Annotated in this window: 24 protein-coding genes, 2 tRNA genes and 1 riboswitch; of the genes, 14 read left to right on the top strand and 12 right to left on the bottom strand. The window is 63.6% G+C overall.

The window, feature by feature from the left end; translation table 11 throughout:
• The first annotated feature begins 60 nt into the window (after positions 1–60).
• Positions 61–519: a MarR family winged helix-turn-helix transcriptional regulator gene (locus tag MRBLMS1_RS09235; protein WP_485879109.1), complete on the top strand. Its 459-nt coding sequence runs from the start codon at positions 61–63 to the stop codon at positions 517–519.
• On the top strand, positions 516–2,003 hold the full coding sequence (locus tag MRBLMS1_RS09230) for an MDR family MFS transporter (protein WP_485879107.1): 1,488 nt from the start codon (positions 516–518) through the stop codon (positions 2,001–2,003). The genes MRBLMS1_RS09235 and MRBLMS1_RS09230 overlap by 4 nt, the downstream gene beginning before the upstream one ends.
• Here the strand turns inward: MRBLMS1_RS09230 and MRBLMS1_RS09225 are convergent.
• The gene (locus tag MRBLMS1_RS09225) at positions 1,997–3,085 is read right to left on the bottom strand and encodes an NADH:flavin oxidoreductase/NADH oxidase (RefSeq protein ID WP_485879105.1); all 1,089 of its coding nucleotides are present in this window, start codon (positions 3,083–3,085) and stop codon (positions 1,997–1,999) included. The two genes, MRBLMS1_RS09230 and MRBLMS1_RS09225, sit on opposite strands and share 7 nt — an antisense overlap.
• A 106-nt stretch (positions 3,086–3,191) precedes the next feature.
• Between MRBLMS1_RS09225 and MRBLMS1_RS09220 the strand changes: the two genes are divergently transcribed.
• From MRBLMS1_RS09220 to MRBLMS1_RS09210, 3 genes are all read left to right on the top strand, one after another.
• Entirely contained in the window at positions 3,192–3,506 is a 315-nt protein-coding gene (locus tag MRBLMS1_RS09220; protein WP_072456584.1) for an ArsR/SmtB family transcription factor, read from the top strand.
• A 77-nt stretch (positions 3,507–3,583) separates the two neighbouring features.
• Positions 3,584–4,972: a hypothetical protein gene (locus MRBLMS1_RS09215; protein WP_485879103.1), complete on the top strand. Its 1,389-nt coding sequence runs from the start codon at positions 3,584–3,586 to the stop codon at positions 4,970–4,972.
• 129 nt (positions 4,973–5,101) lie between these two features.
• Entirely contained in the window at positions 5,102–6,232 is a 1,131-nt protein-coding gene (locus tag MRBLMS1_RS09210; protein WP_485879101.1) for an acyltransferase family protein, read from the top strand.
• Positions 6,233–6,271: 39 nt separating this feature from the next.
• Here MRBLMS1_RS09210 and MRBLMS1_RS09205 read toward each other — a convergent pair whose 3' ends face one another.
• From MRBLMS1_RS09205 to ybgC, 11 genes are all read right to left on the bottom strand, one after another.
• The gene (locus MRBLMS1_RS09205; protein WP_034759194.1) at positions 6,272–6,547 is read right to left on the bottom strand and encodes a type II toxin-antitoxin system RelE/ParE family toxin; all 276 of its coding nucleotides are present in this window, start codon (positions 6,545–6,547) and stop codon (positions 6,272–6,274) included.
• Positions 6,522–6,725: a type II toxin-antitoxin system RelB family antitoxin gene (gene relB, locus MRBLMS1_RS09200; RefSeq protein ID WP_070300899.1), complete on the bottom strand. Its 204-nt coding sequence runs from the start codon at positions 6,723–6,725 to the stop codon at positions 6,522–6,524. The genes MRBLMS1_RS09205 and relB overlap by 26 nt, the downstream gene beginning before the upstream one ends.
• A gap of 143 nt (positions 6,726–6,868) precedes the next feature.
• Positions 6,869–6,944, bottom strand: a tRNA-Lys gene (locus MRBLMS1_RS09195).
• An 89-nt stretch (positions 6,945–7,033) separates the two neighbouring features.
• Positions 7,034–7,109, bottom strand: a tRNA-Lys gene (locus MRBLMS1_RS09190).
• 67 nt (positions 7,110–7,176) lie between these two features.
• Positions 7,177–7,935 carry a tol-pal system protein YbgF gene (gene ybgF, locus MRBLMS1_RS09185; protein ID WP_128140083.1) on the bottom strand — a complete coding sequence of 253 codons (759 nt, stop codon included), beginning with the start codon at positions 7,933–7,935 and terminating at the stop codon, positions 7,177–7,179.
• 134 nt (positions 7,936–8,069) lie between these two features.
• Positions 8,070–8,591 carry a peptidoglycan-associated lipoprotein Pal gene (gene pal / locus MRBLMS1_RS09180; protein WP_034759187.1) on the bottom strand — a complete coding sequence of 174 codons (522 nt, stop codon included), beginning with the start codon at positions 8,589–8,591 and terminating at the stop codon, positions 8,070–8,072.
• Between the two features lie 43 nt (positions 8,592–8,634).
• Positions 8,635–9,903 carry a Tol-Pal system beta propeller repeat protein TolB gene (tolB, locus tag MRBLMS1_RS09175; protein WP_034759574.1) on the bottom strand — a complete coding sequence of 423 codons (1,269 nt, stop codon included), beginning with the start codon at positions 9,901–9,903 and terminating at the stop codon, positions 8,635–8,637.
• A 5-nt stretch (positions 9,904–9,908) separates the two neighbouring features.
• Positions 9,909–10,928 carry a cell envelope integrity protein TolA gene (gene tolA, locus MRBLMS1_RS09170; RefSeq protein ID WP_485879098.1) on the bottom strand — a complete coding sequence of 340 codons (1,020 nt, stop codon included), beginning with the start codon at positions 10,926–10,928 and terminating at the stop codon, positions 9,909–9,911.
• A 48-nt stretch (positions 10,929–10,976) separates the two neighbouring features.
• Positions 10,977–11,417: an ExbD/TolR family protein gene (locus MRBLMS1_RS09165; RefSeq protein WP_223278896.1), complete on the bottom strand. Its 441-nt coding sequence runs from the start codon at positions 11,415–11,417 to the stop codon at positions 10,977–10,979.
• Positions 11,418–11,432: 15 nt separating this feature from the next.
• Positions 11,433–12,122 carry a protein TolQ gene (tolQ, locus tag MRBLMS1_RS09160; protein ID WP_128140080.1) on the bottom strand — a complete coding sequence of 230 codons (690 nt, stop codon included), beginning with the start codon at positions 12,120–12,122 and terminating at the stop codon, positions 11,433–11,435.
• Positions 12,123–12,168: 46 nt separating this feature from the next.
• A complete protein-coding gene (gene ybgC / locus MRBLMS1_RS09155) occupies positions 12,169–12,570 on the bottom strand; it encodes a tol-pal system-associated acyl-CoA thioesterase (RefSeq protein ID WP_485879096.1) in 402 nt (133 codons plus the stop codon).
• A gap of 314 nt (positions 12,571–12,884) precedes the next feature.
• Positions 12,885–13,009: riboswitch (ZMP/ZTP riboswitch) on the top strand.
• Between the two features lie 111 nt (positions 13,010–13,120).
• Here ybgC and glyA point away from each other — a divergent pair.
• The 9 genes from glyA to ribD all read left to right on the top strand — a co-directional run bounded on the left by glyA (position 13,121) and on the right by ribD (position 23,510).
• Complete coding sequence (glyA, locus tag MRBLMS1_RS09150; protein WP_485879094.1) at positions 13,121–14,368, top strand: serine hydroxymethyltransferase; 1,248 nt, start codon at positions 13,121–13,123, stop codon at positions 14,366–14,368.
• A gap of 143 nt (positions 14,369–14,511) precedes the next feature.
• On the top strand, positions 14,512–14,973 hold the full coding sequence (gene nrdR, locus MRBLMS1_RS09145; RefSeq protein ID WP_034759169.1) for a transcriptional regulator NrdR: 462 nt from the start codon (positions 14,512–14,514) through the stop codon (positions 14,971–14,973).
• A 203-nt stretch (positions 14,974–15,176) separates the two neighbouring features.
• Positions 15,177–15,746, top strand: coding sequence for a type IV pilus modification protein PilV (gene pilV, locus MRBLMS1_RS09140; RefSeq protein WP_485879092.1), 570 nt, complete (start codon positions 15,177–15,179; stop codon positions 15,744–15,746).
• Positions 15,743–16,711 carry a PilW family protein gene (locus MRBLMS1_RS09135; RefSeq protein ID WP_485879090.1) on the top strand — a complete coding sequence of 323 codons (969 nt, stop codon included), beginning with the start codon at positions 15,743–15,745 and terminating at the stop codon, positions 16,709–16,711. Before pilV ends, MRBLMS1_RS09135 begins: the two co-directional genes overlap by 4 nt.
• 12 nt (positions 16,712–16,723) lie before the next feature.
• Entirely contained in the window at positions 16,724–17,380 is a 657-nt protein-coding gene (locus MRBLMS1_RS09130; protein WP_485879088.1) for a pilus assembly PilX family protein, read from the top strand.
• Positions 17,377–21,225, top strand: coding sequence for a pilus assembly protein (locus tag MRBLMS1_RS09125; protein ID WP_485879086.1), 3,849 nt, complete (start codon positions 17,377–17,379; stop codon positions 21,223–21,225). The genes MRBLMS1_RS09130 and MRBLMS1_RS09125 overlap by 4 nt, the downstream gene beginning before the upstream one ends.
• 59 nt (positions 21,226–21,284) lie before the next feature.
• The gene (locus MRBLMS1_RS09120; RefSeq protein ID WP_485879085.1) at positions 21,285–21,788 is read left to right on the top strand and encodes a type IV pilin protein; all 504 of its coding nucleotides are present in this window, start codon (positions 21,285–21,287) and stop codon (positions 21,786–21,788) included.
• A 3-nt stretch (positions 21,789–21,791) separates the two neighbouring features.
• Positions 21,792–22,370, top strand: coding sequence for a GspH/FimT family protein (locus MRBLMS1_RS09115; RefSeq protein WP_485879083.1), 579 nt, complete (start codon positions 21,792–21,794; stop codon positions 22,368–22,370).
• Between the two features lie 39 nt (positions 22,371–22,409).
• On the top strand, positions 22,410–23,510 hold the full coding sequence (gene ribD, locus MRBLMS1_RS09110) for a bifunctional diaminohydroxyphosphoribosylaminopyrimidine deaminase/5-amino-6-(5-phosphoribosylamino)uracil reductase RibD (RefSeq protein ID WP_485879081.1): 1,101 nt from the start codon (positions 22,410–22,412) through the stop codon (positions 23,508–23,510).
• The last annotated feature ends 4 nt before the right edge of the window (positions 23,511–23,514 follow it).

The following is a 23,514-nucleotide window of genomic DNA, read 5'->3' as shown; positions in this document are numbered from 1 at the left end:
CCTTGCATGGTGCTCGGGTACGGCATAATATAGGTAGATAGTCTACCTACTTATATCCCCATGTCCACTATCGAAGACCTTCCCATCCCCGAACGCGCGCTGGCGCTGTCCGATGAATTGCGCACGGCGTTCAAGCGTTTGCTGCGCTCCATGCAGCGCGAAGGGGGCGAGCTGGAGGGCGGCGTATCGATGATGCAATACATGCTGCTGGCCCTGATTCACGAGCAGCCGGGCATCGGCGTGGCCGCGCTGGCGCGGCTGCAGAATGTGCGCGGGCCGACCGTCAGCGCGCAGGTCAAGTCGCTCGAAGAAGCGGGACTGGTCGAACGCGGCGCGCCCGATCCGCAAGACCGGCGCCGCTCGGGGCTGCAGGTGTCCGCGCAAGGCCTGGCCATCCTCGAAACCCTGCGTGCGCGCCGCCGCGATGTGCTGGCGCAGCGCATTGCCCGTCTGACGCCGCAGCAGATCGATGCACTGGAAGCGGCCATGCAGCCGCTGCTTGAGATCGGTCAAGCATGAGCCGCCACGATCAAGCCACCACAGGTGTAAAGCCTATCACCGAACGCGAAGTGCGCGCCATCTACCTGGGTCTGATGGCCGTGCTGGGACTCGGTGCGCTGGACCAGAGCATCGTCGCCACGGCCTTGCCGCGCATCGTCGATGACCTGGGCGGCATGGCCCATCTGTCGTGGGTGGTGACGGCGTATGTGCTGGCCTCGACGGCCACCATGCCCCTGTACGGCAAGCTGGCCGACCAGTACGGTCGCCGTCCCATGATCATTACGGCCCTGCTGACCTTCTTGCTCGGGTCCGTGCTGTGCGGGCTGGCGCAGAACATGACGGAACTCATTATCTTCCGTGCCATTCAGGGCCTCGGGGCGGGCGGCTTCATGCCGCTGGCGCAAATCATCATCGGCGACATCGTGCCGCCGGCCGAGCGGGGCAAGCGGCAAGGCATGGTGCCCATCGTGTATGCCGTCACCAGCGTGCTCGGTCCCGTGCTGGGCGGCGTGATCACGGATGCCTTGTCGTGGCACTGGATTTTCTATGTCAACCTGCCCATTGGCGCGGCTGCCTTTGTCATCATCGCGCGCGCCATGCGCAAACCGCTGCGCACGCATGCGCACAAGATCGATTATCTGGGCTCGGCATTGCTGACGGGCGCCATCACGGCGGCGCTGCTGGTGCTGGCGCTGGGCGGCACCGAGTGGCCGTGGGATGGGCTGGCCATCAAGGTGTGCGGCGGCATTGCCGTGCTGCTGGGGATCTGGCTGGCGGTGCACGTGGGGCAGGTGGATGAGCCCGTGCTGCCGCCCGACCTGTTCGAAAACCGCACCTTCAATATCGCCAGCCTGGTGATGGCCGTGACCTTCATGGGCCTGATGGGCGCCAGCGTCTTCTTTCCCCTGTTCTTCCAGCTGGTGATGGGCACCAGTCCGGCGGAGTCCGGCGTGATGACGGTGCCGATGATGGTGGGGCTGGTGGCGTCGTCGATCTTCAACGGCCGGGTGCTGTCGCGCTCGGGCAAGTACAAGATGGTGCAGGTGGCGGGATTGGCCGTGGCGCTGCTGGCGTTTGCCGTGCTGGCCTGGGGCATGGAAACGTCGCGCGGCTACTGGATCATCGAGCCGGCCATCTTTTTCCTCGGCACGGGGCTGGGACTGGTGATGCCGAACATGACGATCGCCGTGCAAAATGCCTTGCCCCTGGCGCGCCGCGGCGTGGGCACGGCCATGCTGGCCTTTTTCCGCTCGCTGGGCGGCTTGCTGGGCGTGACGGCGTCGGGCGCCATCCTCGCGCACCAGCTGCACAAGCACGGCGTGGAAGCCGTGTCGGCGCTGGGTGCGCAGGCGGCGGCGCAGACGGTGGACGTGTACCGCCATGCGATCGCCAGCGTGTTTGGCGCCGGCGCCGTGCTGCTGCTATTGGGACTGGTCTTCCTGCTGTTCCTGCCGGAACTGCCCCTGGAGGGGCATCCGGCGACGCTCAAGGACGATCAATAGCGCTCGAGCCAGTGCGCGTACGGCGCCGGCAGGGTCCACGAGGCGCGTTCCACGCCGAGTTCCTTGGCGGCAAAGTATGCCCAGTGCGGATTGGCCAGGTGCGCCTTGCCGACCATCACCACGTCGAGCTGTTCGTCCTTGACGACGCGCTCGGCAATCGCTGGCGTGCCGAAGCCCCAGGCGGACGAGACGGGAACGCCCGCTTCGCGGCGCACGCGCTCGGCAATCGGGCCCATGAAGGCCGGGCCCCATGGAATCGACACGTCGGGAATCGTGAAGCCCATGCTGACGCTGATCATGTCCATGCCGGCATCCTTGAACTGGCGCACGAGGCCGATCGATTCGAGCAGGGTTTGCTCGTCGCGGCCATCGAATTCCAGCACGCCAAAGCGGATCGTCAGCGGCAGGTGCTCTGGCCACACTTCGCGCACGGCTTTCAATGTTTCCAGCAAGAAGCGGCTGCGGTTTTCCAGGCTGCCGCCATAGATATCGTTGCGCTGGTTCGAGTGGGCGGAAAAGAAGCTTTGCGCCAGGTAGCCGTGGGCGAAGTGCAGCTCCAGCCATTCGAAACCGACTTCGCGGGCGCGTACGGCCGCGTCGACGAAGTTCTGTTTCACGCGGGCGATATCGTCGAGGTCCATGGCGCGCGGCACTTTCGGCAGGCCGCCGCCAAAGGCGATGGCGGACGGGGCGATGGTTTGCCAGCCGCGCGCGTCGCCTTCAGGAATATGGTCGTCACCTTCCCATGGACGGTTGGCGCTGGCCTTGCGGCCCGCGTGGGCGATCTGGATGCCGGGCACGGAGCCGGCCGCCTTGATGGCTTTGACGACAGGCACGAAGGCTTGCGCCAGGTCATCGTTCCAGATACCCGTGCAGCCGGGCGTGATGCGGCCTTCCGGTGCCACGGCCGTCGCTTCGACGATCACCAGTCCCGCGCCGCCACGGGCCATGCCCGCGTAATGCGACAGATGCCAGTCATTGGCCTGGCCATCGACGGCCATGTACTGGCACATGGGCGGCACGGCGATGCGGTTGCGCAGGGTGATGCCTTTGAGGGTGTAGGGCTGGAAGAGGGCGGACATGGTGGCCTTTGTGTTTGTTGGTGGAAATGTGGGGAAGTGCTGATTCGGAAGTTCGTAAATATTCGAAGAATGGAATTAGTATAGCGCATGCTGTATGATTCTGCACATGCGTCCACACAAACATCCTGCCGCCAGCGAATTCGTGCTCGAAAGAGTGCTGTACGCCTTGAGCGATTCCATTCGCCTCGACATCGTGCGCCACCTGGCCAGAGTCGACGCGGCCGCTTGCGGCGATCTGGACGGCGGGCGGCCGAAGTCGACCGTTTCCCACCATTTCAAGGTCTTGCGCGAAGCGGGCCTCGTCTACACGGAAAACGCGGGCACGACGCATATGAACACCTTGCGCCGCGCCGATATCGAGAGCCGCTTTCCCGGCTTGCTCGATGCCATCCTGGCGCAGCCGCAAGCGAATCAGCCCTGAATCTGTCGTAGAATGCCTGCAAGATTGCCGAATTTGCAGCACTGGAGTGCAGTCTCAAGCTGAAAGGTTGATCACGCATGAGAATTCCTGCACGCTATCGCTGGTGCTGCGCCACCGCTTTCGTACTGCTCACTGGCTGCTGGCCTTACACGGAGCCGGCCACGGGCGAATATGCCGATGTGTTGCGGCGCGGCGAAAAGGTGACCAAGGCCGACACGTACGGGCGGTTTGCCGCCTTGTCGGTCGAGTACCGCCAGGGTGGCGGCTCCCTGATGTCCACGGACAACAATTTCATGCGGCTGATACATGGCGACAAAGTTGTCGTCAAGACCACCGATGGCATCGAACGCTGGACCGACTTCGCCCAGCCCGTCTATTTCGTCAGATTGCCTGACGATGACAGCGTGCTGGCGCTGGTCCACGAGCAAGCGGGCAAGGTCGTGGTCGAGAAGATCGCGGCGTCGAAAGACGGCTACCGGGGCACCGAGACGTACACGCATGGCTTTCCATTGTCCCCCGGCGTGCGCTATTTTCCCGGCGACCAGCGCCCCGGTTTCCTGTTGCGTGGCTTGCCCCTGAAAACCACTGTGCTGCCCAGTCCGCCAGAAGGCGACGGCGACCTGCACGCGTATGTCCTGGCGGCCATCTCGCCCGATGGAACGTCGTTTGCATATGTCGACAGCGAATATGCGCCGTCCGTGGTGCTTGTCGTCGATGCGGACGGCAAGCGGCGCGACCCGATCCCGCTGCCGAGAATTTACCTGGCCGATACGCCCACCTACCAATTCCAGCCATACGAGCGGTTATGGGCCTGGTCGCGCACGGCGCTGGCATGGCACAAGAACGGCGCGGGCAGCTGGGAAGTGCGGCCGGACGGCACCGCGCCCGAGGCTGCCGGCGCGCGTAATGCGGTCGAGCAATTATTTATCAGCGATCAGACGGGCTACCGTAGCTGTTTTGCTGCCGCGAATGCCGCCTGCCAGCCCGGCTGGCGCGGGGCGAACGCCGCCGAGCAGCGCAAGACTTTTGTATGGGACGGCAACACGCCGCCGTTTGCCTATGTGCCATCAGCTTCCTCGGCCGCATTCGGCGCCAGGGTCGGCTTGCTATTGTTGTCCGGGAGATGCTGCCGTGTGCCGTCTTACCATTTGTATCTCGATGGCACGCCGGCGGCGGTGGCCGCGCAATTGTCCGCACGCTTGCGTGAGAGCAAGACGCCGTTCGTGCGTATCGACGAGTGCCCGCGCCGCGTCGGCTATGACGGCAAGTGCGAGGCGCAGCTGGCCCGGCAGATCGGGCGGCCGGAGTCGTTGGGACGCGAACTGGAGCAACTGCTCGATACCTGGGAAGAGCACGATGGCGTGCTGTTCGTCATGCCGTCCATGGCGGTCGCCGTGCGCGCGAACGAGCAGGGCGGCAGCGTGATCCAGACCCTGTTGCGTGCCGATTTTTCGCGCAAGGATTGATATGGGGCGTCTGCCGCGCGTCACCGAAGTGCCAGGCTCGGCTATGATGTCGGCCTTTCGGTAAATCCTCGGCCGCGCGCCCGTTGCGCGCATGGCTGGCGAGACTACCTGGCACGGCAAGGATAGGGAATGACGGCAGCAGCAGTGGTATCACAGGCGGACCTGGCACATCGTCCGCAGTTTGGCTGGATCAATGGTTTGAAGGCGGGCGCGGCGCAGTTGATCGTGTTGCACCATCTGGCGTTTTACGGGCCCATGTCCGACTACGTGCAACCGCTGTGGCCCGAGCTGCTGGACTGGCTCGGTGGCAGCGCGCGCATCGCCGTGCAAGTGTTTCTCGTCATCGGCGGCTTTCTCGTCGCCAAATCGCTCTCGCCCGCAGGCCGCCCCGGCATCGCCAACCCTCTGCAAGCGGTCTGGCGCCGCTATGCCAAGCTGGCGCCGCCTTTCCTGGCTGCCACCTTGCTCGCGGCCATCATCACGCCTGTGGCCGGCATCTGGATGCAGCACGACTCCATGTCGGCCGCCGTCACCCTGGGCCAGCTGAGCGCCCATGCCTTGCTGCTGCACGGCGTGCTGGGCTATGAATCGCTGTCGGCCGGCGCCTGGTACGTGGCCATCGATTTTCAGCTGTATCTGCTGACCGTATCGCTGTTGTGGCTGAGCGGCCGCGTGGCGGGCCAGCGGCGCCGGCACTGGCTGATGCCGCTGGCCGTCACCGTGGGCATTACCTTTTCCCTGCTGTATTTCAATCTGGACGCGGACTGGGACAACTGGGCGCCGTATTTCTTCGGCAGCTATGGTCTCGGCATGCTGGCCTGGTGGGCCAGCGATCCGGCCCGCAAACCCGGCGCCATGACCGCGCTCATGGCCATGGCCGCCGTGCCCGTCCTGCTGGCCCTGGCCGTCGACTACCGCAGCCGCATCGCCCTGGCCCTGATCGTCGCCTGCGCCCTGTTCCTGTTCGGCCGCGCCCGCACGCCTGCGCAGGGCGGCGCCTGGAACGTCATCAACGCGCTGGGCCGCATCTCGTACGCCGTGTTCCTCGTCCACTTTCCCGTCAGCCTGCTGGTGAATGCCTTGTTTGTCACCTACGTGCCACTCGAGCCGGAGTGGCAGGCGCTGGGCATGCTGACGGCCTGGGGCGCCAGCCTGGCGGCCGGTGCGGCGTTTTATCGCTGGGTGGAGGTGCCGCTGGGGCGGGTGATGGGGAGCGTGGTGGCGCATCTGGCCGGGAGGCAGGCGCTGGTGTCGCGTTAGAAACTCGGGCGTCATGCAAAAGGGTGGAGGTATTGTTGCTCAAGGATATAGTTGCCGCGTATGCATGACGGCAAGAATTTCTATCGCGCTTGCTTCAACGCGATACACGACGACATAGTTTGGATGGGCAACCAGTTCGCGCGTGCCTGAAACTCTTCCGGACCGGTATAGGTGAGGGTGGCAGGGAAGCCGGGAGATGGCGTTGTCGATGTCATGGTAAAGCTGCAGCGCTGCCGGCCGGTTGTGCTGCGCGATATACGTGAGTATCGCGGTCAAATCTTCTTGAGCTTCAACCTTCCATTGAATCGGCAGCATGGCCGTCAGTCTGCGGCGTGACGATTTTCCTCAGTTGCGCCATGACTGTCTCGTGCGAGGCGGTGGCGCGGTCATCATTGAGCGACGCCAGCACCTTTGCGCGAAACCATTGTTCATAGGTTTCGGCTGCTTCCGTTGTAGCAAATTCGGACATGGTCGAGGATGGTGTGGCGTTCATGATTGTCTGATTATACGACGGTCCGATAAAGCTGTATCGCAGGTGGCAAGGCGTTTGATTTGTGTCAGCGATGGCATCGCGTGCAAGTGATGCTGCTGAAAACAAAAAAGCCAACCGCGAACGGTTGGCTTCTCTGAAGTATTTGGTAGGCCGTGCGGGATTCGAACCTGCGACCAACGGATTAAAAGTCCGCTGCTCTACCAGCTGAGCTAACGACCCAAAAACTTTTTACAACAACTTCGGTAATACTGTGCAGTAAAAAAATGCTTGCTATAACAACTCGCAAGCAGATCAGTACTGCGTATTCGTGGTAGGCCGTGCGGGATTCGAACCTGCGACCAACGGATTAAAAGTCCGCTGCTCTACCAGCTGAGCTAACGACCCGAAGAAGAAAGATTATAGGGGGTGCCCGGGATTCTGTCAAACCTAACGGGCAACTTTTTCCCCGCTTTTACTTTTTGCCGCCCCGTTCCTTGGCGGCCTGGGCCGCGCTGGAGTCAGGGTAGCGCGAGATCAGGGCGTTCAGCGTCTTGGTCGCGTTGGCCTTGTCTTTCAGCTCCGTGTAGCAGCTGGCGATGTTGAGCATGGCGTCGGGCGCTTTCGGGCTGTCCGGGTAGTTCTTCAGCACTGCCTGCTGGGCCGTGATGGCGCTCTTGCAGTCGCGCTGGGCGTAATAGGCGTTGCCCAGCCAGTATTGCGCGTTGGCCGCGTAGGCCGATTCCGGATAGCGTTTGACGAAGCCGTCCAGGGCCGTGACGGCGCCCTTGTAGTCGCCTGACTTGAACAGGCCGAACGCGGATTCGTACGCGCTTTGCTCGGATACGCCCACGGCCGCTTCCTGGCCGTCAATGGTGACCTGGCGCGGTTCGAGCTTGCGCAGGCGCGCGTCGATGTCGGTGTAGAAATCTTTCTGGCGCTTTTGCACATTCGCCAGGTCGTTGCCCAGCACTTCGATCTGGCCGCGCAGGCGGGCGATCTCTTGCATGGTCTGGTCGTGCTGGTTGATCAGGCTCAGGGTGCTGGTCTTGTCCGCCTTGCTGTCGACGCGGCTGTTCAGGTCGCGCGCCATGGCGTCGACCTTGGCCCGCAGCTCGAGGATGGCCTTGCGCGCTTCGTCGTCATCGAACAGGGCGGCGTTGGCGTGCAGGGGCAGGTAGGCAAACGCGGCCATCAAGGCGGCGGCGACGCCGGCTTTCGAGAATGTCATCATGGGTCGGGCTTTCTAAGGTTACGCAAACATGCAAACGGGGCGCCGGGCGGTGAATCACCGCGCTGCGCCCCATTATTATGCCTATGACTGGCCAGTTAGGTAAGCGCCAATGCTGGCGCGCTCACCTGTCAACATCAATAAACGATGTCAGCGCGGCGGTTTTCTGCCCATGCTGCTTCGTTGCTGCCTTGTGCTTTAGGCTTTTCTTTGCCCAGCGACACGGCTTCCATTTGGCCTTCTGGCACGCCCAGGGCTGCCATCGACTTGCGCACGGCTTCAGCACGTTTCTGGCCCAGGGCCAGGTTGTACTCAGCGCCACCGCGTTCATCGGTGTTACCTTGGATCAGAATTTTGCGGCTAGGCGTTTTCACCAGGTAAGCAGCGTGGTTTTGTACGACTGGGGTGTCCGCTTCGCGCACGACGTATTTGTCGAAGTCGAAGTAGATGCTGCGGTTAGCCAGCACGCCTTTTGGATCGTCCAGTGGATCGACCGATGCGGTCGTCACTGGCTGAACTTGACGGGTGTCAACTGGAGCTGCGACTTTTTCAGGAGCGCGCTCAACCACTGGGGTTTCTGCTACTTTGACTGGGGTGCTGCAGGCGGACAGCAGAGCTGCGGTAGCGGCGATGAAAGCCAAACTTTTAAAGTTACTCATTTTTATTCTCCGGGTCATGGTTAAAGGTGAAACTGTACAGCATTTACTTCATAAAAGGACCCCAGGTGGGCTCCTTGATATTGCCAGCTTGCGTAGTCAAACGCTGTTTGACGCGGCCATCCACCGATACCACTGCCAGCGACTTGCGTCGTCCGGATTCGGTCGCGTACATGATATATTTCCCGTTGGGCGAAAAGCTCGGTGATTCGTCGTTGGCGGTGTCCGACAGGCGCAGTTCCTGGCCACTAGCCAGGTCGAGCGCGTAGAGCTGGAAATTGCCGTCGCGACGGGAAATATAAGCAAGAGTCTTCCCGTCGGACGAGATCCGCGGGCTGATGTTGTAGGAGCCGCCAAACGTCACGCGCTTGGCTTCGCCACCGCTGGCCGACATACGGTAGATTTGTGGTCCGCCGCTGCGATCGCTGGTGAAGTAAATGCTTTGGCCATCGGCCGAGAATTGAGGTTCCGTATCGATGCCGCTGCTGGTGCTGGTGCGGCGCAAGCCGCTGCCGTCGGCATTGACGGTGTAGATCTGGGTATGGCCGTCGCGCGACAGGGCCACGGCCAGGCGCGAGCCGTCCGGGCTCCAGCTCGGCGCGGAATTGCTGCCTTTTTCATTCGACACGATGGTGCGCTGGCGCGTCACCAGGTTTTGCACGTAGACGATGGGCTTTTTCTTTTCAAACGACACATACGCGACCTTGGTGCCGTCCGGCGACCAGGCAGGCGAAATGATCGGCTCGTTCGAGCGCAGGGCGACCTGGATGCCTTCGCCATCGGCGTCGGCCACTTCCAGCCGGTATTCGCGGCCCGATTGCGTGACGTAGGCGATGCGCGTGGCGAACGCGCCTTTGACGCCCGTCAGCTTTTCATAGATATCGTCGGCGATCTTGTGCGCCAGCAAGCGGTTGAACTGCGGCGCGGCCGCATTGTTCATGCTGGAAATCTGCGCGCCCTTGATGGTGTCGAACAGCTTGTAGCGCACGTCCAGGCGGCCATCGGCCATGCTTTGCACGGTGCCGGCCGCCAGCGCGTCGGCGCCGCGCGACTTCCATTGCTCGTAGCTGACGGGCGCCGTTTCCGATACGGGCGCATCGGCGTCGATCAGCTTGAACACGCCGCTGCGCGCCAGGTCGGCCTTGATAATGCCCGACAGCGATTGCGGCGCCGCCGATTCATTGACGAAGCTGGCGACAGCCACCGGAATCTGGTTGCTGCCGATCCCCGTAATCTCCACGCGCAGCTGCGCCTGGGCGCTTGACGCTCCCAGCACCAGGCTGGCGCAGAGCACGACATAGCTCATTTTTTTCATGGTCATCATTTAGGCAAATCCTTCATCTCGAATATGAGTTCAATCTCGCGTTCCACGGTGCCGTCTTTTTTCTTCGGCAGTGGCGACGATTTATTAATGGCGTTTTCCACCGAGCTGTCATACGCCGGCAGGCCGCTACTTTTAATCTTTCGGACCGAAATAATTTCCCCAGTTGGCAGTTGCTCGATCTTGAACACGGCGCGCGGGTTGCCCGGCACGTCCGTGCTACCGCTGTACGCGATATTGCTCTTGATCTTGCTCGTCAGGGCAGCGACATAGCCGCTGTCCTTGCGTGGCGCGGTCGATTTCTCGGCCGTGCCCGTCGTGCCGGCGCCCGCCGCACCCGTGATGCGGCTCATTTCCGCAGCGCGTGCCTTGTCGGCGGCCTTTTTCTCTTCCGCCGCTTTTTTCGCCTTGGCAGCTTTTTCCGCCGCCGCTTTTTTATCGGACAGTTCCTTCTCGGCTTTTTCTTCCGCCGCTTTTTCTTTCTCTTTGGCCTGCTTGGCTTTCTCCAGCTTGTCGGCCTTTTCTTTTTCCAGCTTGTCAGCCTTGTCTTTTTCTTTCTGCTTCTGTTTTTCCAGTTCGCGCTTTTCTTCCTCGCGTTCCTTCTGTTCCTGCTTGCGGCGTTCTTCGGCTGCCGCTTTCTCTTTTTCTTCCTTCAGCTTGGCCTTCTTGCGCTCGAGGGCGATCTCGGCCTCGCGCAGGTCGACCTTCGGCTCGGGCGCGGCCACCGGCGGCGGTGGCGGCGGGGCCGGCTGTTCCACTTCCGGTTCCGGCGGCGGGGCCGGTGTCGGCTCCGGCTCCGTCGCCACTTCGGGCGGCGGCGCGGCCGTTTGTACTTTCATGTCCCACACTTCCGCTTCGACGGCGACAGGTTCCGTATTTTGCCAGTGTACGCCCACCCACAGGAAAAACAGCAGCCCAAGGTGCATCGCCAGCGCCAGGCCCAGCGAGGGCCAGCGGCTGCGTTCGCGCGGCACGCTGTAGGGCTTGCCGAGTACATGGTCGATTTGTTTGTTCTGCAAAGTCTAGTCTATCTAAAAACGGTCAAGTCTGGAAACAGGATGCTGCGCTTACTTGGTGGCCAGGCCAACGCGGGTAATGCCCATCTTTTTCGCTTCCGAAATGAGCTGGATCACATCGTCGTACTTGCTTTCCTTGTCGCCCGCGATCATCACGGGATAGTCGGGATTGCTCTCGTGCAAACCGCGCAGCTTGCGCAGCAGGGCGTCGCGGTTCGGTTCCGTTTCCGGCGACAGCTGCTCCTTGCCGATGACGCCGATCGACAGCGAACCATTCGGTTTCAGCACGATCTGAATATAGTCATCGGGCGGTTTCGCCGACTTTTCCGCGTTGGGCAAGTTCACCACGCTGGGATTGTTCGACGACGGCATCACCATGAAAATGATCAGCAGCACCAGCATCACGTCGATGTACGGCACGACGTTGATCTCGGACTTGAACTTGCGGCCACGGCCGCCGCGCATGCCGCCGCTATTGAATGAGGAACCCATGGACGCTGCCCCCTCTTAGCGCGACTGGCGCTGCAAGATGTTGGAGAATTCCTCGACGAAGCTTTCGAAGCGGATCGCCAGGCGGTCGATGTCATGCGAAAAACGGTTGTAGGCGACGACGGCGGGAATCGCGGCGAACAGGCCGATGGCGGTGGCGATCAGCGCTTCGGCAATGCCGGGCGCGACGGCGGCCAGGGTGGCTTGCTGCACGTTGGCCAGGCCGCGGAAGGCGTTCATGATGCCCCAGACGGTGCCGAGCAAGCCGATGTACGGCGAGACGGAGCCGACGGAAGCGAGGAAGGCCAGGTGCGATTCGAGCACGTCCATTTCACGCTGGAAGGCGGCGCGCATGGCGCGGCGTGCGCCGTCGAGCACGGCACCGACGTCCAGCGCGTCGCGCGAACCGTAGGAAGCCTTGCCCTTGATGAATTCGCCCATGCCGGCATCAAAAATGCGGGCCAGCGCGCCGCTCTGGTCGCGGTTGCCGCTGGCGTTCTGGTGCAGCGCATGCAGGTTGCCGCCGGCCCAGAAGCTGCGTTCGAATTCGATGGTTTGCTTGCGCGCCTGGCGCACGGCGAACATCTTGCGGAAAATGTAGGTCCAGCTGGTCAGGGAAATCAGCAGCAGCAGTGCCATGATCAGTTGCACGATCAGGTGGGCATTGGAGATGAGCGCGAGGAAAGAAAGATCTTGTGTAACGTTCATTGGCTGGCAGTCTGTTGGGTGAATTATCCGGGGTGGCGGGTGGGGTTCAGGCAGCGCGCATGCGGGCCGCTACCGCATCGGGCACGGCGCGCGGGCGCAGTGCCGAATCGACGCAGCCGATCTTGACGCGTGCCGTGTTGAGCAGGCAGTCGCCGCACCAGGCTTGTTGCAGGAAAACGATGGAGGCGCGCCCCATTTTCTCTATACTTAATGTCAATCTTACCGTGTCATCGAGCCTGGCTGGCGCATGATAGTCGGCGTTAACGCTTTTGACAACGAACATCGCGTCATGCTGCTCCAGCAATTCCTGCTGGCCCACGTCGATGGCGCGCAGCCATTCGGTGCGCGCGCGCTCGAAGAATTTCAGGTAGTTAGCGTAATAGACGATGCCGCCGGCGTCGGTGTCTTCATAGTAGACACGTACGTTCCAGGTAAAGACTGAAGGCATGTTTATTGCGCCAGTAGTGAGATTGAGCAACATTTTACGCGATTTTTCTTCTTGTGACTGTGGGCGCTTGCTGGAAAGCCATGCAAAAGCTGCATATAAGTTGCACCGCAGCATTGTAAATCTGGCGTGTGCAATGGCAAGCTTCGTAACATACGCTTACAAGCCATGACCAGGTTTAAGTCCAGCTTAAGAGCTACAGGCATGCTCCGGGCGGCCTGTGGCCATGTCCGGGCTGCGGTGGCGCGCGGCGATTATAGCCGCACGGTTGCATTCCTTGCTCAATTTCGGCACTTAACTTACAATTTGCATTCCATTACGTCTCACGTGACTGGCGAAAAGTCGGGCGATCTCCATGGATGGTGATCGGCAAACCGGCGAAAGGTGGGCACCCACCGGGAAACGTGAGATTTTTCATCAGCCGTTCGCCTGGGTAGCCACTATGGAAAAGCACGAAGAGGCTGCCTGTCCAATGTTGTTATTCACTTAACGTCGGCTCCCCTCATTCGATCCAATCTGCCAGTACAAGCACCCTCATACTTGGAGTTTTTACATGTTTGCAAAAGATCACACCCTCGCCAACGTCGATCCTGAATTGTTCGCCGTCATTCAAAAAGAGAACACGCGCCAGCACGATCACATCGAACTGATCGCGTCGGAAAACTACACGTCGCCAGCCGTAATGGAAGCGCAAGGCTCGCAGCTGACGAACAAGTACGCCGAAGGTTATCCAGGCAAGCGCTACTACGGTGGCTGCGAATACGTCGATGTGGCCGAGCAACTGGCCATCGACCGTGTGAAACAGCTGTTTGGCGCCGAATGCGCGAACGTGCAGCCGAACTCCGGCTCGCAAGCGAACCAGGGCGTGTTCTTTGCCATGTTGAAACCAGGCGACCTGATCATGGGTATGTCGCTGGCCGAAGGCGGCCACCTGACCCACGGCATGCCGCTGAACATGTCCGGCAAATGGTTTGACGTCGTGTCCTACGGTTTGACGCCGGAAGAAGACATCGACTACGAGGCAATGGAGCGCCTGGCCCGCGAACGCAAGCCGAAGCTGATCATCGCCGGCGCGTCCGCATTCTCGAAAAAGATCGACTTCGAACGCTTCAGCAAGATCGCCAAGGAAGTTGGCGCCTACTTCATGGTCGACATGGCCCACTACGCCGGCCTGATCGCCGCCGGCCTGTACCCGAACCCGGTGCCGTTCGCCGACTTCGTCACCTCGACCACGCACAAATCGCTGCGTGGCCCGCGCGGCGGCATCATCCTGATGAAGGCCGAACACGAAAAAGCCATCAACTCGGCCATCTTCCCTGGCATCCAGGGCGGCCCGCTGATGCACGTGATCGCCGGCAAGGCCGTCGCCTTCAAGGAAGCACTGAGCCCTGAATTCGTCGAATACCAGAAGCAAGTGATCAAGAACGCCGACGTGCTGGCGAAAACCCTGATCAAGCGCGGCCTGCGCATTGTTTCCGGTGGTACCGAATCGCACGTCATGCTGGTCGACCTGCGCGCCAAGAACCTGACGGGCAAGGAAGCCGAAGCCATCCTCGGTTCCGCGCACATCACCTGCAACAAGAACGGTATCCCGAACGACCCGCAAAAACCATTCGTCACCTCGGGCATCCGCCTGGGCAGCCCGGCGATGACGACGCGCGGTTTCAAGGAAGCGCAAGCGGAAGAAGTGGGCAACCTGATCGCCGACGTGCTGGACAATCCGCATGACGCCGCCACCATCGAGCGCGTGAAAGCGGCCGTGAAAGTACTGGCCGACGCGCACCCTGTGTACGCCGCATAATAATTTGTCCAGAATGTGTCATACGGAGTAAGATTCTGTATGACACATTCCTTCGTGCCCAAGGGCGCCCGGAGTGATTCGGGCGCCCTTTGTACAAGGGCGGCGATTTCCCGTAATTATTACTATAAAGTTGTAGCCAGCCCATGAAATGTCCATTTTGCCAGCACGGCGACACCCAGGTTCTCGATACGCGCGTATCGGAGGAAGGGGATGCCATTCGGCGCCGCCGCCGCTGCGGCAAATGCGACAAGCGTTTTACCACGTACGAACGGATTGAACTTATCATGCCGGCCGTCGTCAAAAAGAATGGCAGCCGGACGGAGTTCGCTGCGGATAAGTTGCGCGGCAGTCTGATGCTGGCCTTGCGCAAGCGTCCCGTTGCGGCCGCCTCCGTGGATACGGCCATCGCGTCCATCCAGGAAAAACTGCTGACCAGCGGCTTGCGCGAAGTCGATTCCGGCTATATCGGCGAACTCGTCATGCAAGAATTGAAGCGCCTCGACAAGATCGCCTACATCCGCTTCGCTTCCGTCTACAAGAATTTCGAAGACCTGGCCGAATTCCAGGATGCGATCGCCGAAGTGGGGCAGGCGCGCAAGCCCTGACGCTTGCTCTGACGTTCACCACGTCAAGGTTCGCCTGGCAAGCGGCCTGATCAATCCCACCGCTGTTCTTCCCATCTTATTGCCGTGTTGTTTGCGCCAGCGCAGACCCGGCTTTTTGCGCGCGCCTATCTTGTAGCTGGGCCGCCTGTTCCTGCGACTCTTTCTGCGGAAGGGAGTAGCGCATGCGCAATGGCGGTCGCACTATGTTTCCTGCCGGTGGCAGCAGCCTCGTCGAGGTGCTCGTGTCGCTGCTGCTGCTGGCGCTGGGTCTGCTGGGCGCCAGCATCCTGCAACTGCACTCCCTGCGCGCGCGCCATGAGTCGGCGCTGTTGTCGGCGGGCGTGCAACTGGCTGCAGGTATGGCAGAACGCATGCGCGCGAACAGCGTGCTCATGAATGGCCCCGATACGGGCAATCCCTACCTGAACGTGGCCTACGCGGCGGCGGACGACGCCGAAGCAGGCGGCGGTGCGCCCGACTGCTTCGGCGCAACTGTCTGCAGCGCGGCCGAACTGGCGCAATTCGATATCGCCGAATGGAAGCAGCGGCTGCATGCGGCCTTGCCCGACGCGCGCCTGCATATCTGCCGCGACACTTCCGCATGGGATGCCGCCGCCCAAGGCTTGCAGTGGGCGTGCAGCGGCGGCAAGGGCGCACCCATCGTCATCAAGCTGGGCTGGCGCGGCCGCCTGCCCGATGGCTCGCCCGCCGTGAATGCGGCAGGCGAGTCGCTGCCCAGGCTGGCATTCCAGCTGGGCGGAGGCGGTGCATGAGCGAGGTCCTGTATCGGCATCGCGGCATGAGCCTGGTCGAATTGCTGGTGGCCCTGTCGCTGGGCGCGCTGCTGATGCTGGCCGCCAGTAGCGTGCTGCTGGCGGCCAGCGGCAGTTATGGCGACCAGTCCGCCAGTGCGCGGCTCGATGACAACGGCCGCTATGCGCTCGACACCATCGCCCGCGCCGTGCGCCAGACGGCGTACGTGAATTGGGACAGCAGCGCCGCGCCCGTCGCCCATGCCGATGACGACAGCGCGAATGTGGCGGGACTCGATGCGCGCAGCCTGGGCAAGAACAGCGAGGGCATCAGCGGTGCGCTGCCCGGCGCCCTCCACGGCAGCGATGTGCTGGCCCTGCGCTATTACGGCGCCGGCAAGGAAGAGGGCGGTGACGGCTCCGTGCTCAATTGCGCGGGCTTCGGCGTGGGTGCCGCGCAAACGGAGGCGCAGCGGGGCTGGAGCATTTTCTATGTGGCACAAGGTGCCGATGGCGAGGGCGAGTTGCGCTGCAAATACCGTGGCGAGAACGGCTGGGGCGCGGACGCCATCATTCGCGGCGTCGACGGTTTTCAGGTGCTGTATGGCCTCGACACGGACACGCCGCCCGACGGCGTGGCGAACCGCTATGTCAACGCCAGCGCGCTCGAGGCCTACGATGCGGCGCTGGTGCTGGAGGGGGCGGATGCGGCGGCGCGCCAGCGCGATCTGCACCGGCGCACGCACTGGAAGCGCGTGGCCAGCGTGCGCGTGGCCCTGCTGCTGCATGGCGAGGCGGGCCAGGCGGACAAGATGGCGGAACTGGGGCCGGCGCAGTTCGACCTGTTCGGCAAGGCGTATGCCGAGGCGCACGGCGCCGGCGACACGGGCGTGCGCATCGCGCGCGCCTCCTTGCCCGCCGCGACGCGCTCGCGGCTGCGGCAACTGGTGCAGACGAGCATCATGCTGCGCAACGGGCCGGCCTAGGCGGGCAGCGCGATGGCAGGCAGTGGCATCCGCCGTTGCAAACCGTGGTGCCCAACTTGCGTACGCCACGGTGGCGCCACCCTCGTGTATGTGCTGTGCCTGCTGGTGATCATCTTGCTGCTGGGCATATCGGCGGCGCAGATGGCCTTGCAGGGCGAAAAGGCGGCACGCGGCGAGCGCGACCGGCAGATCGCGTTTCAGGCGGCGGAGGAGGCATTGGTGGATGCGCAGAACGATATCGAAGGTTTACCTGGTGCGCCCGGACGCAGCAGCCTCTTCGCGCCAGGCAGTGCGGCAGGGTTTGCGGACGGGTGCGGCGAGGGAGGCGCACTGGGCCTGTGCCTGCCTGCGGCGCCGGACGCGCCGCCGCTCTGGCTAAGTACGGATCTCGATGGTGCCGACGCTGGCAGCCGCGCGGTGCCGTATGGCCAGTTTACGGGCGCCGTCATGCAGACGGGGCAGGGTTTTTTGCCGTCGCGCCGGCCCCGCTACCTGATCGAACTGCTGCCGTTTCACCCGCCCGGCGCGCAGGCCACGGCAGCGGCCGGCGGCATGGCCACGGAAAGCTATGTGTACCGCATCACGGCCATCGGTTTTGGCGCGCAGGAAAGCACGCAAGTCGTGCTGCAAAGTTATTATCGCAAGCAGGCGGTGGGAGCGGGGCCATGAGGGCGCCTTGGTACATCTGGCCGCTGCTGGTCGGCCTCGTTTGCTTGGCTTGCGGCGCCGCCATCGCGGCCGCTCCTCCCGTGGTGCTGGCGCGGGCCGACGCGGGTTTGTACGGCGCCAGGGTGCCGCCGAATCTGCTGCTCAACCTGTCCCTCACGCACGCTGCCGCCGCTGCCGCGCATGGGGGCGACTATGCGCCGCAGCGCGAATACGCAGGGTACTTCCATGCGCGCATGTGCTACAGCTATCCGTACCGGAGCAAGGACGGCGTCATGCTGCCGGACTTGCGCGTAGCGACCGCTTACTTCTCCGTGCTGAAACCGGCCGATGCCTTGCATGGCTGCGGCGGCGACAGTTTCAGCGGCAATTTTCTCAACTGGGCCAGCGCCAGCATGCTCGACATCGTGCGCTATGCGCTGACGGGCGGCGACCGCGTCATCGACGAAGTGCGCAAGACGGTGCTGCAGCGCGCCTATTTGCCCGATGCCGACAGCTCCATCGATTTCTTTGCCCACCCCGTCTTTTTCCCGCGCAAGATACTGCAGACAGGCGTGGCGGCCGCGACGCCGTTTGCGCTGGCGCAATTGGCCATCGTTTCCTGCCGTAATCGCCTGCTGTTCGGCGACGCCAGTCTGCCCCCGGGCGGCAATTGCGATGCGCCCGGCACTGCAGCCACGCACGGCGTGTTCCTCGCGCGCGTGCGCGTTTGCGACACGGAAGAAGGGCCGCTGCGCGACGACTTGTGCCTTGCGTATGGCAAGAACTACAAGCCGGTGGGCGCCGTGCAGCGCCATGGCGGCAGGGTACGCGTGGGCGTGTTTGGCCATTTGAACGGCGCGTCCGGCAACGCCGGCCCCGTGTATGGCGGCGTGCTACGCGCGCCGCTGGCCCACGTGGGCAGGCAGCGTTGGACGGCGCCCGAGTTTATGCCGCAAGACAATGCCGACGCCGAGTGGAATCCCGCCAACGGCGTGTACCTAGTCCAAAGCGCAGGCTCTGGCGGCGGGGTGACCGCTTACATCAATGGCCTCGGCCGCGGCAATGCCGGGTATCCGGGCGCGTACGCGAAGGCAGCACCGCTGGCTGAATTGCTGTACGAATCGCTGCGTTACCTGCAGGGAAGGCAAGCGAGCGCCGTCGTGCCACCCGCCACGGCCCCGCCTGCCATCGACGACGGCTTGCCGGTCGTGACCTCATGGAGCGATCCGCAAACGGCCAATTGCCAGCGCCACATCGTTGTCAGCCTCGGCGACGCGGGCATGGCGGGCGACCGCTATGTGCCCGGCAATGTTCCTGTGGCTCCTGCATCCAACGGCGACCGTGCACGCGCCGCCGATGGCTTTGCGCCGCCGCCGTTCGACGCGATGGTGTGGACGCATGCGGTGGGCAGCCTGGAAAGTGGCGGCACACCCGGCAATCCCGCGCCACGGCCGGACCTGGCGGCACTGGAATTGCTGGCCGACGGGGTGGGCGGCGCCAGCTACCATGCGGCGGGGCTGGCTTACTGGTCGCATGTGCAGGCCTTGCGTCCCGGCGGCAAGACCGACGGCGTTGCCAAGGTCGAGCACTACGCAGGCGACTTGCGCCGGGGCGATCCGGCTGGCGTGCCCGCCACCACACCACTGCTACTGGCGGCCAAATATGGCGGCTTTCTCGATGCGAATGGCGACGCCAACCCGTTCAAGAGCGCGACGGGCAATGCGCTGGACGAGTGGAGCCTGGATGGCCGCTGGCCCGCCCATTATTTGTCCGGCAGCGATCCGGCCGCCCTGATCGCGGGACTGCGCGCAGCCTTTGTGGCCGCCGACAAGGCTACCTTGCCGGCGACGCTCGCGGGGCCGGCCCTGATGGCGCTGGCCAGCGGCACGGAAGAGGCATACTGGTTCCAGACGCAGCTGGGCCTGGCCGATGGCGGCATGACCGTGTCGCGCACCGCGTTTGCCATGGGCGCAGATGGCGCAGTGCTTCCCGGCAAGCCATGGTGGCGCGCCGGCGGACTGGATAAGCCCGTGCCGGATGGACCGCCGCCGGCCTTGCGTCCCGTCTACACGCTCGACGCCAAGGGTACCTTGATGCCGTTGTCCTGGAAGGGGCTCGATACGGAGCAGCGCGGCGCATTCGACGGCGGCGATGGCCGGGGCGAGGAGCGCCTGGCGTATCTGCTGGGCCAGCGCACGCACGAGGTGGGCCAGCCGGGCGGCTTCCTGCGGCGCCGCTCAGGCAGCCTGGGTGCCGCGCCGCATGGCAATCTGCTGTACGTGGGCGCGCCGGGGCCGGGCATGCCGGGGGCCGGCTATGGCGTGCACCGCAAGGCGCTGCTGCAGCGGCGAAAAATGCTGTACCTGGGCGCCAACGATGGCTTGCTGCATGCGTTCGATGCGCGTACGGGCAGCGAATTGTTTGCCTATCTGCCGCAAGCGCTGCTGCGCGCTGCGCCAGCCGCTGCGAGCACTCACTACAGCCCTGGCCCGCTGCTTGACGGCGCGGCGGCCACGGCGGAAGTGCTGGCGCTCGGACATTGGAAGACGGTGCTGGTGTCGGGCATGGGCGGCGGGGCGCAAGGCGTGTTTGCGCTCGATATCACCGACCCGGCCCGCTTCGCGCAAGACGGGGCAGTGTGGGAGTTTACGGACCGAGACGACAGGCTGATGGGCAACGTGCGTGCGCCGCCCGCTTTCGCCCGCATCAACATGGGTGGCAAGGAGGGTGCGCCGACCTACCGCGATTTTGCCATCGTCGCCAGCGGCTACAACAACTATGTCAATGACGGCAAGGACACGACGGCGCCCGCATCGGCCGCCGCCATCTTCCTGCTGGCGCTGGACAAGGCGCCCGGCACAACATGGACGTTGGGAAGTAATTACTTCCGCCTCAAGGTGCCTGTGGCCAGCGGTGGCGGTGATGGTGGTCATGGCAGCGAGGCGGATACGGGCGCCAATGCCGTCCTCCACGCGCTGGGTCCGCCTTCCGTGGTGCCGGGAAGCGACGGTGCGCTGGCCTTCCTGTATGCGGGCGATTTGCAGGGCAATATCTGGCGCTTCGACTTGGCTGGCGGGCCGCCATGGAAAGAGGGGCAGGGACGCAAGCTCGTCTTTGTCGCGCGCGATGCGCAGGGCCGGCGCCAGCCCGTGACGCAGCAGCTGAACGTGGCCTACGCGCCCGGTGGCGGCTATCTGTTGCTGTTCGGCACGGGCAAGCTGGTCGAGGCGGCCGATACCTGGCCCGCCGCCTTCCTGCCGCAGTCGTTTTACGCCGTGCACGACGATGTGCGGAAGTCGTCCCCCACGCGCAGCCGGGCCGACCTGGAGCAGCGCAGCCTGAGCGAAGCGGCAGGCGGCGTGCGCGTCGATGGCGCCGAACTGCGCTATACGGGCAGCGATGCCATGCGCGGCTGGTACTTCGATTTTCTCGATACCGCGCAGACGGGCGAACGCAGCATCAACAGTGCCGTGCTGGCCGCCGGCAAGGTGCTGTTCAATACCGTCCTGCCGGGGCGCGATCCTTGCGCCAGGCCGGCCACCCGCCTGTACGTGCTCGACGTGCTGAGCGGCTTTGCGGCCGATGGCGCCGGTGTCGTGCAGGCGGGCGCGCAGACGGGGCGCTTGTTCGATGGCCTGGCGCGCGCGCCGCCGCTGGCGCTGGAACTGAACAGCACGGTGGGCGCCGCGACGGCGGCAGGGCGGGCCGAGGGACGCAAGGAACTGGCCGTGCTGCAGCCTGGCTTGCCCGGAGCGGCCAGCGCGGCGGGTCTCAAGGTCGTCAGCGCGCCGTTGCCGGCGAGGCGCCTCAGTTGGCGCGAAGTGGCGAACTGGCGCGAATTGCACGAGGCGGCCAAGAAAAAATAGGCCCAGGCAAGGCACACGCATCGTACCGGCGGGCGCTTTTTGGGAAAGAGGGAGATCGCATGGGGACGCTGGCAAGGCGGAATGGGTTCGCTGCGAACGGTGGAACTCCTGCTGCCAACCCGCAGGGCTTCAGCCTGATCGAGCTGCTATCCGCGCTGGCGATCATGAGCTTGCTGCTGGCGCTGGCCGTGCCCGCTTATCACAGCCATGTCGTGCGTGCCAAGCGGGTGCAGGGACAGGCGGCCCTGCTGCGCCTGATGCAGCAGCAGGAGCGCTATTACTCGCAAAATAACCGCTATCTGGCCTTTTCCTCGGCATCGCCGGCGCAGCAGTCGCAGCAATTCCCATGGTGGTCGGGCGAAGGGGGCGCGGCCGGCAGCGCATATGAAATCGAGGCGCTGGCCTGTCCCGGCCTGGCGATCGGGCAATGCGTGCTGTTGCGCGCCATGCCGGGCACGTCCAAGGTTGATGCGCAATTCCAGGATGCCGATTGCGGCGTGCTGTCGTTCAGCAGCACGGGCCAGCGCGGCAGCAGCGGCCCAGCCAGCCATTGCTGGCCCTAGGCCATGACGCGCAAGCGGCCACCGTGGACTGTACGCACCCTCGGGCATACCATGCTCGAATTGCTGGCCGTGCTGGCGATTGCCGCGCTGCTGGCGGCCGCTGCCTTGCCCAGCTTGCAGCAGGTACTGGCGCGCCAGCAAGTGCGCGCGGCGGCCACGGACTTGTTCTCGGCCATCGAACTGACGCGGGCGCAGGCGATGGCGCGGGGACAGCGCGTGTTGCTGATGCCGGCCGGGCCCGGTGGCACGGACTGGCGCACGGGCTGGCTGATCTTCATCGACCGCAATTCCAGCCTGGCGTTCGATGGCGATGATGAATTGCTGTTCCGCCAGGGGCCGCTGCCGGAGGGCATCACGGCCCAGTTCGTGTTCTCGTCGGCCACGGCGCCGTTTTATATCGCCTACAATGGCGCAGGACGCAGTTGCAGCGCGACCAATAGTCTGGCGGCGCGCTGGGGTACTTTGTCCCTGGCTTTGGGAAAGCAGGTGCGCCATATTAAAATCAATATGCTGGGCAGGGTGCGCGTGTGCGATCCGCAGCAGCAAGCGGCCAATTGCAGCGGCGTGGCCGACAGTTCGTAGCAAGACTGATCAATTACTCACCTTCAAGCAAAGTAGCCCGTGGAAATACTCAACGATATCGATGGCATGCGCCTGGCGCTGGAATGGGCGGCGCGCGGTCTGTACACGACCTCGCCCAATCCCCGCATCGGCTGCGTGATCGTCAGGGATGGCCAGGTGATCGGCGCCGGCGTGACGCAGGCGGCCGGGCAAGATCATGCCGAGGTGCAAGCGCTGGCCAATGCGGCGGCGCGCGGCAACGACGTGCGCGGCGCCACCGCTTATGTCACCTTGGAGCCGTGCAACCATCACGGCCGTACCCCGCCATGCTCCGATGCGCTCGTGCGCGCGGGACTGGGCCGCGTCGTGGCCGCCATGACGGACCCGAACCCGCTGGTGGCGGGGCAGGGACTGGCCAAGCTGCAAGCGGCCGGTATCGCCGTCACCACGGATGTGCTGGCCGACGAGGCTTATGAAATGAATATCGGCTTCTTTTCGCGCATGCAGCGCGGCAAGCCGTGGGTGCGCATGAAAACGGCGGCCAGCCTGGACGGCATGACGGCCTTGCATAATGGGCAAAGCCAGTGGATCACGGGGCCGCTGGCGCGCGCCGACGGCCACGCCTGGCGCGCGCGCGCCTGTGCGATTCTGACGGGCATCGGCACGGTCAAGGCGGATGACCCGCAACTGAACGTGCGCGCCGTCGAGACGCCGCGCCAGCCGCGCCGCATCGTCGTCGACAGCCGGCTCGACATCAGCCTCGACGCGCGCATCTTGCAAGGTGGCGGCACGTGGATCGTGGCGGCCGTCGCCAACCCGGAAAAGGAAGCGCAGTTGCGTGCCCTGGGTGCGGAAGTCATCGTGTTGCCGAACGGGGACGGCAAGGTCGACCTGCCCGCGCTGATGCTGGAACTGGGGCGCCGGCAAATCAATGAAGTCCACGTCGAGGCCGGCGCCAAGCTGAACGGTTCGCTGATACGCGAAGGCTGCGTTGACGAGCTGCTGGTCTACCTGGCACCCACCTTGCTGGGCGATGCACAAGGCATGTTTGACTTGCCCGCATTGACGGATATCAAGCAGCAGCGCACTTTGCAATTTCACCAGGTTCAGCAAGTGGGCGAAGATGTGCGTATCCTTGCAAGATTCGCCCAGCGCAATTAATACT

This window comes from Massilia sp. LMS1-1-1.1, from assembly GCF_040815535.1.
Classification (GTDB): domain Bacteria; phylum Pseudomonadota; class Gammaproteobacteria; order Burkholderiales; family Burkholderiaceae_D; genus Janthinobacterium; species Janthinobacterium aestuarii.
Note: the sequence above shows the minus strand (reverse complement) of the source record. Positions and strands in the feature narration are given on the sequence as shown.

What these genes read in the sequence shown, in the direction of transcription:
- MRBLMS1_RS09235 (WP_485879109.1), top strand. Translation starts at nt 61, where the DNA reads ATGTCCACTATCGAAGACCTTCCCATCCCCGAACGCGCGCTGGCGCTG.
- MRBLMS1_RS09230 (WP_485879107.1), top strand. Translation starts at nt 516, where the DNA reads ATGAGCCGCCACGATCAAGCCACCACAGGTGTAAAGCCTATCACCGAA.
- MRBLMS1_RS09225 (WP_485879105.1), bottom strand. Translation starts at nt 3,085, where the DNA reads ATGTCCGCCCTCTTCCAGCCCTACACCCTCAAAGGCATCACCCTGCGC.
- MRBLMS1_RS09220 (WP_072456584.1), top strand. Translation starts at nt 3,192, where the DNA reads ATGCGTCCACACAAACATCCTGCCGCCAGCGAATTCGTGCTCGAAAGA.
- MRBLMS1_RS09215 (WP_485879103.1), top strand. Translation starts at nt 3,584, where the DNA reads ATGAGAATTCCTGCACGCTATCGCTGGTGCTGCGCCACCGCTTTCGTA.
- MRBLMS1_RS09210 (WP_485879101.1), top strand. Translation starts at nt 5,102, where the DNA reads ATGACGGCAGCAGCAGTGGTATCACAGGCGGACCTGGCACATCGTCCG.
- MRBLMS1_RS09205 (WP_034759194.1), bottom strand. Translation starts at nt 6,547, where the DNA reads ATGCTGCCGATTCAATGGAAGGTTGAAGCTCAAGAAGATTTGACCGCG.
- relB (WP_070300899.1), bottom strand. Translation starts at nt 6,725, where the DNA reads ATGAACGCCACACCATCCTCGACCATGTCCGAATTTGCTACAACGGAA.
- ybgF (WP_128140083.1), bottom strand. Translation starts at nt 7,935, where the DNA reads ATGATGACATTCTCGAAAGCCGGCGTCGCCGCCGCCTTGATGGCCGCG.
- pal (WP_034759187.1), bottom strand. Translation starts at nt 8,591, where the DNA reads ATGAGTAACTTTAAAAGTTTGGCTTTCATCGCCGCTACCGCAGCTCTG.
- tolB (WP_034759574.1), bottom strand. Translation starts at nt 9,903, where the DNA reads ATGAAAAAAATGAGCTATGTCGTGCTCTGCGCCAGCCTGGTGCTGGGA.
- MRBLMS1_RS09165 (WP_223278896.1), bottom strand. Translation starts at nt 11,417, where the DNA reads ATGGGTTCCTCATTCAATAGCGGCGGCATGCGCGGCGGCCGTGGCCGC.
- tolQ (WP_128140080.1), bottom strand. Translation starts at nt 12,122, where the DNA reads ATGAACGTTACACAAGATCTTTCTTTCCTCGCGCTCATCTCCAATGCC.
- ybgC (WP_485879096.1), bottom strand. Translation starts at nt 12,570, where the DNA reads ATGCCTTCAGTCTTTACCTGGAACGTACGTGTCTACTATGAAGACACC.
- glyA (WP_485879094.1), top strand. Translation starts at nt 13,121, where the DNA reads ATGTTTGCAAAAGATCACACCCTCGCCAACGTCGATCCTGAATTGTTC.
- nrdR (WP_034759169.1), top strand. Translation starts at nt 14,512, where the DNA reads ATGAAATGTCCATTTTGCCAGCACGGCGACACCCAGGTTCTCGATACG.
- pilV (WP_485879092.1), top strand. Translation starts at nt 15,177, where the DNA reads ATGTTTCCTGCCGGTGGCAGCAGCCTCGTCGAGGTGCTCGTGTCGCTG.
- MRBLMS1_RS09135 (WP_485879090.1), top strand. Translation starts at nt 15,743, where the DNA reads ATGAGCGAGGTCCTGTATCGGCATCGCGGCATGAGCCTGGTCGAATTG.
- MRBLMS1_RS09130 (WP_485879088.1), top strand. Translation starts at nt 16,724, where the DNA reads ATGGCAGGCAGTGGCATCCGCCGTTGCAAACCGTGGTGCCCAACTTGC.
- MRBLMS1_RS09125 (WP_485879086.1), top strand. Translation starts at nt 17,377, where the DNA reads ATGAGGGCGCCTTGGTACATCTGGCCGCTGCTGGTCGGCCTCGTTTGC.
- MRBLMS1_RS09120 (WP_485879085.1), top strand. Translation starts at nt 21,285, where the DNA reads ATGGGGACGCTGGCAAGGCGGAATGGGTTCGCTGCGAACGGTGGAACT.
- MRBLMS1_RS09115 (WP_485879083.1), top strand. Translation starts at nt 21,792, where the DNA reads ATGACGCGCAAGCGGCCACCGTGGACTGTACGCACCCTCGGGCATACC.